The organism is Heyndrickxia sp. FW510-T9 (genome assembly GCF_058781025.1).
Genome location: NZ_JBYSWK010000016.1, coordinates 1 through 11,793, shown reverse-complemented (window position 1 = coordinate 11,793; position 11,793 = coordinate 1). Strand labels below are relative to the sequence as shown.

Annotated in this window: 13 protein-coding genes; all 13 read left to right on the top strand. The window is 37.5% G+C overall.

Going from position 1 to position 11,793, the window contains the following annotated elements; all coding sequences use genetic code 11:
* Positions 1–147: 147 nt before the first annotated feature.
* Entirely contained in the window at positions 148–1,272 is a 1,125-nt protein-coding gene (wecB, locus tag AC3WJF_RS10450) for a non-hydrolyzing UDP-N-acetylglucosamine 2-epimerase (protein WP_492451852.1), read from the top strand.
* A gap of 170 nt (positions 1,273–1,442) precedes the next feature.
* The gene (locus AC3WJF_RS10445; protein WP_492451851.1) at positions 1,443–3,689 is read left to right on the top strand and encodes a S8 family serine peptidase; all 2,247 of its coding nucleotides are present in this window, start codon (positions 1,443–1,445) and stop codon (positions 3,687–3,689) included.
* Positions 3,690–4,019: 330 nt separating this feature from the next.
* The gene (locus AC3WJF_RS10440; protein WP_492451963.1) at positions 4,020–4,232 is read left to right on the top strand and encodes an AtpZ/AtpI family protein; all 213 of its coding nucleotides are present in this window, start codon (positions 4,020–4,022) and stop codon (positions 4,230–4,232) included.
* Positions 4,233–4,246: 14 nt separating this feature from the next.
* A complete protein-coding gene (locus AC3WJF_RS10435) occupies positions 4,247–4,639 on the top strand; it encodes an ATP synthase subunit I (protein WP_492451849.1) in 393 nt (130 codons plus the stop codon).
* A gap of 6 nt (positions 4,640–4,645) precedes the next feature.
* On the top strand, positions 4,646–5,356 hold the full coding sequence (gene atpB / locus AC3WJF_RS10430) for a F0F1 ATP synthase subunit A (RefSeq protein ID WP_492451847.1): 711 nt from the start codon (positions 4,646–4,648) through the stop codon (positions 5,354–5,356).
* A gap of 74 nt (positions 5,357–5,430) precedes the next feature.
* Positions 5,431–5,643: a F0F1 ATP synthase subunit C gene (gene atpE / locus AC3WJF_RS10425; RefSeq protein WP_492451845.1), complete on the top strand. Its 213-nt coding sequence runs from the start codon at positions 5,431–5,433 to the stop codon at positions 5,641–5,643.
* A gap of 194 nt (positions 5,644–5,837) precedes the next feature.
* Entirely contained in the window at positions 5,838–6,362 is a 525-nt protein-coding gene (atpF, locus tag AC3WJF_RS10420; RefSeq protein WP_492451843.1) for a F0F1 ATP synthase subunit B, read from the top strand.
* Complete coding sequence (locus tag AC3WJF_RS10415) at positions 6,359–6,889, top strand: F0F1 ATP synthase subunit delta (protein WP_492451841.1); 531 nt, start codon at positions 6,359–6,361, stop codon at positions 6,887–6,889. Before atpF ends, AC3WJF_RS10415 begins: the two co-directional genes overlap by 4 nt.
* Before the next feature lie 19 nt (positions 6,890–6,908).
* On the top strand, positions 6,909–8,417 hold the full coding sequence (gene atpA, locus AC3WJF_RS10410) for a F0F1 ATP synthase subunit alpha (RefSeq protein WP_492451839.1): 1,509 nt from the start codon (positions 6,909–6,911) through the stop codon (positions 8,415–8,417).
* A gap of 144 nt (positions 8,418–8,561) precedes the next feature.
* Positions 8,562–9,416 (top strand): ATP synthase F1 subunit gamma, encoded by an 855-nt coding sequence (gene atpG, locus AC3WJF_RS10405; protein WP_492451837.1) that lies wholly within the window; start codon positions 8,562–8,564, stop codon positions 9,414–9,416.
* 85 nt (positions 9,417–9,501) lie between these two features.
* Positions 9,502–10,923 (top strand): F0F1 ATP synthase subunit beta, encoded by a 1,422-nt coding sequence (gene atpD, locus AC3WJF_RS10400; protein WP_492451835.1) that lies wholly within the window; start codon positions 9,502–9,504, stop codon positions 10,921–10,923.
* Between the two features lie 22 nt (positions 10,924–10,945).
* Positions 10,946–11,350 (top strand): F0F1 ATP synthase subunit epsilon, encoded by a 405-nt coding sequence (locus AC3WJF_RS10395; RefSeq protein WP_492451833.1) that lies wholly within the window; start codon positions 10,946–10,948, stop codon positions 11,348–11,350.
* A gap of 68 nt (positions 11,351–11,418) precedes the next feature.
* Positions 11,419–11,655 carry a DUF1146 family protein gene (locus tag AC3WJF_RS10390; protein WP_492451831.1) on the top strand — a complete coding sequence of 79 codons (237 nt, stop codon included), beginning with the start codon at positions 11,419–11,421 and terminating at the stop codon, positions 11,653–11,655.
* Positions 11,656–11,793 lie beyond the last annotated feature (138 nt).

Below are 11,793 nucleotides of genomic sequence, written 5' to 3'. Positions count from 1 at the left end.
TTTCGGGTTAAAAATGAATCATCTTTTTAAGAAAAGATGCCTCAAAGTCAAATCAGCATTACGATTTAAAAAAATTACGAACAGCTAAAAATCTATATGAAAACAGCCATAAATAAAAAGAAGCCTTCTTAAGGGAGACTAACGATTATGAATAAACGAATCAAGGTCATGACTATTTTTGGCACAAGACCTGAGGCAATTAAAATGGCCCCTTTAATTCTTGAATTACAAAGAAACTCTGAGGAGTTCGAATCCATTGTAACGGTAACGGCGCAACACCGCGAGATGCTGGATCAGGTTCTTGCTGTTTTTCAGATAACCCCAGATTATGATCTTAATATAATGAAGGATCGGCAATCGTTAAGCGAAATTACTACTAGAGGTCTTACTGGCCTTGAGAAAGTAATGAAAGAAGTAAAACCAGATATTGTACTTGTTCATGGTGACACCACCACAACATTTGTAGCAAGTTTAGCTGCATATTACAATAAAATTGTAGTTGGACATGTCGAAGCAGGACTTCGTACATGGAATAAATTTTCACCATATCCGGAAGAAATGAATCGCATGTTAACAGGGGTTCTTGCGGATCTTCACTTTGCTCCAACTGAAAAATCAGCGCAAAATTTGCTTTCTGAAAATAAGGGGAAAGAAAGTATATATGTAACGGGTAACACAGCAATTGACGCTCTGCAAACAACCGTAAAAACTGAATATACTCATGAAATTCTTGAAAGAGTAGGTAACAACCGTTTAATTTTACTTACAGCTCACCGTCGTGAAAATCTTGGAGAACCAATGAGAAATATGTTTCGTGCGATTAAACGGATCGTCCAAGAACAATCGGATGTTCAAGTTGTTTATCCTGTTCATCTGAACCCGGCTGTCAGGGAATTAGCGAATGAAATATTGGGAAATGATCCCCGTATTCATTTAATAGAGCCATTAGATGTTATCGGCTTTCATAACTTTGCAAATCATGCCTACTTAATATTAACTGATTCTGGTGGTGTCCAAGAAGAAGCACCATCTTTAGGGGTTCCTGTTCTCGTTCTGCGTGATACAACAGAACGGCCAGAAGGAATTGAGGCTGGAACATTAAAGCTCGCTGGGGTTGATGAAGAAACCATTTATCAGTTAGCGACAGAATTACTTACCAATCAACATGAGCATGATAAAATGGCAAAAGCGTCAAATCCATATGGTGATGGACAAGCTTCACTACGTATAGTGGATGCCATTCGAGAATATTTTAAAGAGGGTACAAGGTGAATAAACCTAGTACCCTTTTTCATTTCAATAATAGATGAAATCACTTAACCCTTAGTTTTTTCCTAAGATAAATGTTGTCCGAGGATCAACATTAACACGTGAAAGGAGGGAAGATAATAATGAATATTCCAATTCATAAGTGAAAAGCTAAGAATAAAAAGGAAGATAATATGAAAAAAATATGGATACTCGTTTTATTTACTTATATGTTTATAGGAACGATGCACTCCTCCAATGCGCAAACCTGGAAGATACCTCCTTATCCAAGACAATCTTCAAATGAAGAAACAACCATGATATTTTCTACAACTGAGCCCCCAAATGAAAAAGCTATTAAAGAATTCATTTCAAGCTTTCATACATTGAAAATCAGGTTTCTTTTCACCGAAGCATTTACCGGATTCTCGTTAAAAGGTGAGAAGGAAGAATTAGTACGTTTTGCGAAAAGATTTAATAAAGTAAAAGCTGTATTCGAATCAAATGTATATACAACAGATTTTACGAATAGCGAAAACAACCAATTAATAGGTACAGAAAATGCTAGAGGAATTTTTGATCAATATGGAAATCGGTTAACAGGGAAGGGAATCAAAGTTGGGGTAATTGATACGGGAATCGATTACAATCATCCAGATTTATCAGGAAGCTATAAAGGTGGTTATGATTTTGTGGATGGAGATCGTAATCCAATGGAAGCGATGGATCAAAAAGGAATGACCATTCATGGAACCCATGTGGCGGGAATAATCGCAGCTAATGGTACAATGCAGGGGGTGGCACCTGAGGTTGATTTATATTCATATCGTGTATTAGGACCAGGTGGAACCGGAACAACAGATCAGGTTTTAGCTGCAATAGAGCAAAGTATTAAGGATAAAATGGATATTATTAATCTCTCCTTAGGTACCAATATTAATGGGCCTGATTTGCCAGTCAGTATGGCATTAAATAAAGCAGTTGCAAAAGGAGTTGTTGCTGTAACTTCCAATGGCAATTCTGGGCCGAATATGTGGACTGTCGGCTCTCCTGGTACATCTGAAAGTGCGATATCTGTTGGTGCTTCTACACCTACCTTAATTACTCCGTATATAAGGATTTCGAATTTAAAAGAAAACATTCAACTTTCTCTTTTACAAGGAAGCAAGGAATGGAACTTGGATCATACAGTTCTTGTAGGGGATGGTGGAATGGGGAGAATGGAAGAACTAAGAGAAGCAAATGGAAAAGTTGTTTTAATAAAGCGAGGCGGGATATCGTTTACAGAGAAAGTAAACAATGCCGCGAAATCTGGGGCAATAGGGGTAATAATGTATAATAATACAAATGGTGAATTTGCTGGAATGATTGATAAAAATTGCCCGATTCCTGCAGCGTCAATTTCAAAGGAAGTAGCGGAGAAGGTCCGCTTGGAAGTAAAACGTAAAACACTAACAGCAACAACCATATACAAAAAGGAAACGGATTTGTTGGCGGATTTTAGCTCCCGTGGTCCAGTGACCGTAAATTGGTCTGTTAAGCCGGATGTAACTGCACCTGGAGTAGCGATAAAAAGTACTATTCCGTATGGGCGTTATACAGAGCTTCAAGGAACAAGTATGGCTGCTCCATATGTTACAGGTGCCGCTGCTCTTATTAAACAAGTACATCCAACTTGGACGCCGTCAGAAATTAAATCTGCACTAATGAATACCGCAAAATCCCTTTTCGATCAGAATGAAAGTCGATATAAAGTTTTTGAGCAAGGAGCTGGCAGGATTCAAGTTGAAGAGGCGATCAATAGCGAATCATTAGTAATTCCGGGAAGTCTTTCATTTGGGATATTAAAACAGGATAGAAATTACCGAACAAGTAAAATAACAGTTAAAAACATGTCGAGCTCCCCTATTGACTATCGATTTGACATAAAAAAGTTTGACCAAAATATTAGATGGGAATTACCTCGATCATTTACTCTCGGTCCGAAAGAGGAAAAGAATCTCTCTATTAAAGTTGTATTAACAAGACCCTTTCATAGAGAAAAAGAAATGCTAGATGGGAGTTTATTACTAGAAGCTGGTAGTCAAAAAATTGAGCTCCCCTATTTATTTGCAGTAAAAGAGCCAAGTTATCCACGCATAATGGGATTCACCATTGTTCCTGGGGATAATAAGGGATATATAAGATATGAGGCATATTTACCAATGGGTGCAGAAGCATTTGGGATTGCTTTATTTGATTCTGAAACAATGTCCTTTAAGGGCTTTTTGGATGTAAAGAACCATGTCGGAGCAGGAATGTTAGAAAATCAGGTACAGTTGCCAAAGTATAGTTATTTAAGGAAGTTGACAGCTGTGGCATTTGCCAAAAATAGAGGGGAAGAGGATTTTGAGGAATGGTCCATTCCGTTGCAAAGTTTAGAGGAGAAAGATAAAGACTAATCAATACAAAACTGGAAAAAATAAGTTCTAGATAAATTTGAAATTTCCTCCTAAAATGGGATTAGAGATAGTGGAGTCTCTATCCGAAATTTAGTGACAAAATTATAATATTTAAAATTTGATGAATTTGTGACAATTATTACTCTGTTTATTTTGCTTGCTCTGTTTTTCACAGAAACACGTTGACATTAATTTTGCCCTATTGTATGCTAATTGAGGGTATAGAATGATAGGGTTTTCAATTGTTTTCAAAGACATGAAAATTTTCTTTTCTATCATTTGTACATAAGAATATTTTGTGAAATATTCTTAAAAAGTGGAGACGTGATGATGGGAAAAAAGGACAAGAATCCTTACCATGCAATGACCTTATATGCTACGATACTTTCTCAATTAGTAGGATCTATATTAATTGGGATTTTTGGCGGAAAATGGTTAGATGGGTATTTTCATTTGGAACCACTATTCTTAATAATCGGACTACTCCTTGGCCTTGTAACAGGTATATGGGCCATGCTTCAAACAGTCCGACATTTCTTTTAGGAGATTAGAAAGACATGCCGGAACTCCAACAATTATTTAACAGGCATCGCAAGATTATGCTGTTTCTTTTATCCCTCCTCGTTTTAGGTTGGGGCTTTACCCCCTATCATTCCATTTTTTTAGGTTTGATTCTTGGTACATCTGTTAGCCTATACAACCATTGGTTAACAATGAGGAAAACAAAACGTTTCAGCGATGCTGTAGTAAGTGAAAAGCGTCCTGCAAAGTCTTTGGGGACATTAGTTAGGATGGGAACCTCTGTTGTCAGTGTGTTAATGGCTTTACGCTATCCGGTTACATTCAATGTATTTAGTGTTATTTTGGGATTAATGACCTCTCACGTCGTCATTATGATAGATTTTATTATCCTAACTATCCAATCACGAAGGAAGCGGAAAGTGAGGTGAGTTCGGTTGGAACATAAAGCGCCTGTGGTGCAGTTTTTAGGTCTTTATTTTAACTTAGCAAATGTCCTTATGATTACAGTTGCTACTTTAATTGTTTTTATTATAGCGGTTGTTTCTACAAGGAGACTAGCTATGAAGCCTACTGGGATGCAAAATTTCATGGAGTGGGTTATGGACTTTGTTAAAAATATTATTAAAAGCAATATGGATTGGAAAACCGGTGGAGCATTTCATATTTTAGGAATTACTCTTATCATGTATATCTTTGTATCCAATATGCTAGGTCTTCCATTTAACATCGTCATTGACGGTACGCTTTGGTGGAAATCACCAACAGCAGATCCAGTCATAACCTTAACGTTGGCTGTTATGATTGTAGGCTTGACACATTATTATGGTGTGAAGCGAAAAGGTTTATCTGGTTATATTAAAGGATTCTTTTCACCAATTCCGTTACTATTTCCATTAAAAATTATCGAAGAATTCGCAAATACATTAACATTAGGTTTGCGTCTTTACGGTAATATCTATGCAGGTGAGATTTTATTAGGTCTACTTTCTGCAGGTCTTGCAACTTCTACGGGAGGTATAATTGGAGCTATTATCCCGACACTTGCATGGCAAGGATTTTCGATTTTCGTAGGTTCAATTCAAGCCTTTATCTTCACCATGTTAACAATGGTTTATATGGCTCATAAAGTTAGCCACGACCATTAATATAACCTGTAGTAAAATACAGGGTAAATATCAAAACTATAAATTTTTTATACATTTGAAGGAGGAACTTTATAATGGGTTTACTAGCAGCAGCAGTTGCAATCGGTTTAGCCGCTATCGGTGCCGGTATTGGTAATGGTCTTATCGTAGGTCGTACAGTTGAGGGGATTGCACGTCAACCAGAAGCACGTGGAATGCTTCAAACAACTATGTTCATCGGGATTGCGTTAGTTGAGGCGATTCCTATTATCGCGGTTGTTATCGGATTCATGGTTGTTAATAAATAGTTTTTACATTTTCAAAATGGCGAAGATTACTTGAAAAATCCTTCGCCATTCCTTTATGTAGAGTAATAATAAGGATAATGAGTATAGATAAAAAGGGTAAAAACCCGATAAACATCCTGAATAATCAGGGATAATTTAATGAACTACCCATCAAAGGGAATAGGAACAACAACTCTGGAAGGAGTGAATAATCAGTGTTAACGAGTGGCTTTGTACTAGGATTGGCTGCACATGGACATTTGAATACAGGCGATATTCTTTTCCAGCTGATCATGTTTATAGTTTTGCTAGTATTGCTTAAGATCTTTGCATGGAAGCCGTTAATGGGCATCATGAAACAACGTGAAGATCATATTGCAAATGAAATTGAAGCGGCTGAAAAGAGCCGAGTTGAAGCAAATAAATTAATAGAAGAACAACGCTCTATTTTAAAAGAAGCTCGCGTGGAAGCACAAACAATGATAGAAAATGCGAAAAAGCAAGGGGATATTCAGCGCGAAGAAATTATTGCGATTGCCCGTCAAGAATCAGAACGCATTAAAGAAGCAGCGAAACTTGAGATTGAGCAACAAAAAGAAAAAGCTGTTGCTGCGTTAAGAGAGCAAGTAGCATCCCTATCCGTTTTAATTGCTTCTAAGGTGATTGAGAAGGAATTAAGTGCTCAGGACCAAGAAAAGCTTATTAATGATTATATTCAAGAGGCAGGAGAAAAGCGATGAGTGCGGTAGCAAAACGTTATGCATTGGCGCTTTTCCAGCTGGCTAAAGAGAACAGTCAATTAGATCAGTATGAAATAGAGATTCGTGAAGTTAAAAAAGCTCTTGCTGAAAACGCTGATTTTAAAAGTCTTTTAAAATCACCAAAGTTTTCATCTGAAAAGAAAAAAGAAATATTAAAAGAAGTTTTCGCAAAAACTTCACCTTATGTATTAAATACTTTAATGTTACTATCTGAGTCACATCGTGTAGATGAAATGGAAGCTGTAGCAGAAAGTTTTCTAGAACTTGTAAATGACGAACGTGGAATTGCAGAAGCAACTGTTTATTCTACTCGTCCACTTACTGCTAGTGAAAGTGAAGCTATCTCATCTGTTTTTGCGAAAAAGGTCGGAAAGACGTCATTAAATATCGAAAATATTATTGATTCAAACATACTTGGCGGTGTAAAGGTTCGTATAGGCAACCGTATTTTTGATGGAAGCTTACACGGGAAACTTGATCGTCTTAAACGTGAGTTAATTAGTTAAGAAATGAGGGGTGAAATTCATGAGCATTAAAGCTGAAGAAATCAGCGCGCTGATAAAAAAGCAAATTGAAAATTATCAGTCTGAAATGAAAGTTAGCGATGTTGGTACTGTTATTCAAATAGGTGATGGTATCGCTCGTGCTCATGGTCTCGACAATGCCATGGCTGGTGAGCTAGTTGAGTTTTCAAATGGTGTAATGGGTCTTGCCCAAAACCTTGAAGAAAACAATGTCGGTATCGTTATTTTAGGACCATTCCGTGATATCAAAGAAGGAGACGAAGTTCGTCGTACTGGACGTATCATGGAGGTACCTGTTGGTGAAGAATTAATCGGACGTGTTGTAAACCCATTAGGACAACCTGTAGACGGTCTTGGACCTATTAATACAACAAAAACAAGACCAATTGAAGGGCAAGCACCTGGAGTAATGGATCGTAAATCCGTTCACGAACCACTACAAACAGGTATTAAAGCGATTGACGCTCTTGTGCCTATTGGACGTGGACAACGTGAATTAATCATTGGTGACCGTCAAACAGGTAAAACAACGGTTGCGATTGATACAATCTTAAATCAAGCAGATCAAAATATGATTTGTATCTATGTTGCGATTGGACAAAAAGAATCAACTGTACGTAAGACTGTTGAAACCCTTCGTAAACATGGTGCATTAGACTATACAATCGTTGTAACTGCATCTGCAGCGCAACCAGCTCCATTATTATACTTAGCTCCTTATGCAGGTGTAACAATGGGTGAAGAGTTTATGTATAATGGCAAGCACGTATTAGTTGTTTATGATGATTTATCAAAACAAGCATCTGCATATCGTGAACTTTCCTTATTATTACGTCGCCCTCCAGGCCGTGAGGCATTCCCAGGGGATGTTTTCTATCTTCATTCACGCTTATTGGAACGTGCTGCTAAGCTTAGTGATGCAAAAGGTGCGGGTTCAATTACTGCATTACCATTTGTTGAAACACAAGCTGGGGATATCTCAGCATATATTCCAACAAACGTAATTTCCATTACTGATGGACAAATATTCTTACAATCTGACTTATTCTTCTCGGGTGTACGTCCAGCGATCAATGCAGGTTTATCTGTATCTCGTGTTGGTGGTTCTGCCCAAATTAAAGCGATGAGAAAAGTTGCCGGAACACTTCGTCTTGACTTAGCGTCCTTCCGTGAGCTTGAATCATTTGCTCAATTCGGTTCAGATCTTGATAAAGCTACACAAGCAAAGCTAGCTCGTGGTGCTCGTACTGTAGAAGTATTAAAGCAAGATTTAAATAAACCAATTAAAGTTGAAAAGCAAGTTATGATTCTATATGCATTAACAAAAGGCTTCCTAGATGATATCCCTGTTCAAGACATTGTTCGTTTTGAAACAGATTTCTATTCTTGGTTAGATCATAATCGTGCCCAATTGTTAGAACAAATTAGAACAACAGGTCAATTAGCAGAAGACGCAGATATGACATCAGCTATTAACGAATTCAAGAAGACTTTTGCAAAGTCTGAATAATGTATAGAAAATGAGGGCAGTCCCAAAAAACAGTGTAGCACCATACTTCAATATGTAAGAGTTACTATTTGCTCTTTATTTCGAAATGTATTGGTGTCTTCACTTATGGGACCTCTTTACTTAAAAAAAGGGTGGTGAGAATTAGTGGCATCCTTACGTGATTTGAAATCTCGTATAACTTCAACGAAGAAAACTAGCCAAATTACAAAGGCAATGCAAATGGTTTCAGCCTCTGCTTTAAATAGGGCCGAAATGAACGCAAAATCATTTGTTCCATATATGGAGAAAATCCAAGATGTTGTAGCAAATGTTGCACTTGGTAGTAATATTGCACACCCAATGCTAGTTTCACGTCCGTTAAAAAAGACTGGCTATTTGGTTATTACATCTGATAGAGGGTTAGCTGGTGCATATAATAGTAGTGTTTTACGTTTAGTATCCAATACTATTAAAGACCGTCACAAATCGAAAGATGAATACGCTATTATTGCAATTGGTAGAGTTGGCTATGAGTACTTCAAAAAACGCAATGAAAATGTTGTTTTGAATATAGTCGGATTACCTGATCAGCCATCATTTGCAGATATTATGAAGATATCAAGTAAAACTGTTCAGATGTTTGCGGATCAAACATTTGATGAGTTATATATGTATTACAACCATTATGTGAATGCCATTCAGCAGGATGTTACCGAGAAAAAGTTGCTTCCTTTAACTGATATAGGTTCTGGTAAAAAGCTTACTTCATATGAATTTGAGCCATCTCCAGAAGAAATATTAGAGGTACTTCTTCCTCAGTATGCTGAAAGCTTAATCTATGGTGCTCTATTAGACGGTAAGGCAAGTGAACATGCCGCACGTATGACGGCAATGAAAAATGCTACCGATAATGCGAAAGAGCTTATCGACAGTTATACACTACAATTTAACCGCGCTCGTCAAGCAGCAATTACGCAAGAGATTACAGAAATTGTTGGCGGTGTAGCTGCGCTAGAATAGAAAAGAATTGCCTTAAGGCCAATTTTAGTAAAGAAAAGCTCAGGCGACATTCTGTTCGCCTTAATGCAAGATAGGAGGTAAAAAGATGAACAAAGGACACGTTCTACAGGTAATGGGTCCAGTTGTTGACGTTAAGTTTGAAAATGGTCAACTCCCTGATATATACAATGCGTTAAATGTTCAATATAAAGCGCAGTCATCTACTGAAGTTGACATCAATCTAACTTTAGAAGTTGCTCTTCACTTAGGTGATGATTCTGTTCGTACAATTGCTATGTCTTCTACAGATGGTGTTCAACGTGGTATGGATGTTGCGGATCTTGGTAAGCCAATTTCGGTTCCAGTTGGGGACGTAACATTAGGCCGTGTATTCAATGTACTTGGTGATGCGATTGATTTAGACGGAGAACTTCCTGAAGGTATTCGCCGTGATCCAATTCATAGAACTGCTCCAACATTTGATCAACTTTCTACAGAAGTAGAAATTCTTGAAACAGGTATAAAAGTTGTAGACTTGCTTGCTCCTTATATTAAAGGTGGTAAGATTGGTCTTTTCGGTGGTGCCGGTGTTGGTAAAACAGTTTTAATTCAAGAATTGATTAATAACATCGCTCAAGAACATGGTGGTATTTCTGTATTTGCAGGCGTTGGAGAACGTACTCGTGAAGGAAATGACCTTTATTATGAAATGAAGGATTCTGGAGTTATCAAGAAAACAGCTATGGTATTTGGACAAATGAACGAGCCTCCTGGTGCACGTATGCGTATTGCCTTAACAGGTCTTACTATGGCAGAATACTTCCGTGATGAGCAAGGACAGGACGTATTGTTCTTTATCGATAACATTTTCCGTTTTACACAAGCAGGTTCTGAGGTTTCTGCCCTATTAGGACGTATGCCTTCTGCCGTTGGTTACCAACCAACACTTGCAACGGAAATGGGTCAATTACAAGAGCGTATTACATCTACAAACGTTGGTTCAGTAACTTCTATTCAAGCTATCTATGTACCAGCAGATGACTATACTGACCCTGCTCCAGCTACAACATTTGCTCACTTAGATGCTACAACGAACTTGGAGCGTAAATTGTCTGAAATGGGTATTTACCCAGCAGTGGATCCATTAGCTTCAACTTCTCGTGCACTTTCACCTGAGATTGTTGGTGAAGAGCATTACAATGTTGCCCGTCAAGTGCAACAAACCTTACAACGATATAGAGAATTGCAAGATATTATTGCAATCTTAGGTATGGATGAGCTTTCCGATGATGATAAACTTGTCGTACTTCGTGCTCGTCGTCTTCAATTCTTCTTATCGCAAAACTTCCACGTGGCTGAACAATTTACTGGCCAAAAAGGCTCATATGTTCCAGTAAAAGAAACAGTTCGCGGATTTAAAGAAGTTCTAGAAGGTAAATACGATCATTTACCTGAAGATGCATTCCGTCTTGTAGGTACAATTGAGGATGTTATTAAACAAGCTAAAGAGATGGGCGTAGAGGTATAATAAGGGACCAGGAGGATCAAAGATGAAGACATTGAAAGTCAGTATTGTCACTCCAGACGGCCCAGTGTATAGTTCAGATGTGGAAATGGTGATTACAAAGGCGCAAAGCGGTGAACTAGGTATTTTACCTGGACACATTCCTACCGTAGCTCCACTTCAAATTGGCGCTGTTCGGTTAAAAAAAGGCAGCGACACTGAGCTCGTAGCAGTAAGTGGCGGTTTTCTAGAAGTGCGACCTGAACAAGTAACCATTTTAGCTCAAACAGCTGAAAAATCAGAAAGCATTGAAATCGAACGTGCAAAAGAAGCAAAAGTTCGTGCCGAAGAGAGAATTCAAGCTAAAACAGATGATATTGATCTTATACGTGCAGAACTTTCACTCAAGCGTGCGATAAATCGTATAAATGTTGCTGAAAACCGCTTCTAATATAATAAGAAACACCTTCTGTTTTGCAGAGGGTGTTTTTTACAATGATTGAAAAAGGAGCATAGATAATGATAGCCGATTTTGGACAACAAGCTTTAATAAGTATTATCGTACACATTTTTTTCATAGGGATTACATTTTGGTCAGTACAAGCACTTAATTTTGAAAAGCTTTTAAAACCAAATCGAGTTTTTCAAGCCAGATTGTTGATGATAATTTTAACTATTTCCATCGGTTCATCCATCAGTAATTTTTTTCTCAATTACCTTCTATGGTCACAACAACTCCCTCTAATGTTTAAATAAGGAAATTTTTATTAAAATTCAAAAGCCGATTTTAACTTGTTGTTTTTCGTAAATGGCTATATTTTTTAATCCGGACTTAGTTTCAAGGCATTTTCACTTATAAAGGTTTTTCATTCTTGAACAAAGTAAGGATATTAA

Bases quoted from the DNA above. Each gene is read 5' to 3' on its own strand.
- AC3WJF_RS10445 (WP_492451851.1), top strand. From the start codon at position 1,443: ATGAAAAAAATATGGATACTCGTTTTATTTACTTATATGTTTATAGGA.
- AC3WJF_RS10415 (WP_492451841.1), top strand. From the start codon at position 6,359: ATGAGTGCGGTAGCAAAACGTTATGCATTGGCGCTTTTCCAGCTGGCT.
- AC3WJF_RS10390 (WP_492451831.1), top strand. From the start codon at position 11,419: ATGATAGCCGATTTTGGACAACAAGCTTTAATAAGTATTATCGTACAC.
- atpE (WP_492451845.1), top strand. From the start codon at position 5,431: ATGGGTTTACTAGCAGCAGCAGTTGCAATCGGTTTAGCCGCTATCGGT.
- AC3WJF_RS10395 (WP_492451833.1), top strand. From the start codon at position 10,946: ATGAAGACATTGAAAGTCAGTATTGTCACTCCAGACGGCCCAGTGTAT.
- AC3WJF_RS10435 (WP_492451849.1), top strand. From the start codon at position 4,247: ATGCCGGAACTCCAACAATTATTTAACAGGCATCGCAAGATTATGCTG.
- AC3WJF_RS10440 (WP_492451963.1), top strand. From the start codon at position 4,020: ATGGGAAAAAAGGACAAGAATCCTTACCATGCAATGACCTTATATGCT.
- atpA (WP_492451839.1), top strand. From the start codon at position 6,909: ATGAGCATTAAAGCTGAAGAAATCAGCGCGCTGATAAAAAAGCAAATT.
- atpD (WP_492451835.1), top strand. From the start codon at position 9,502: ATGAACAAAGGACACGTTCTACAGGTAATGGGTCCAGTTGTTGACGTT.
- wecB (WP_492451852.1), top strand. From the start codon at position 148: ATGAATAAACGAATCAAGGTCATGACTATTTTTGGCACAAGACCTGAG.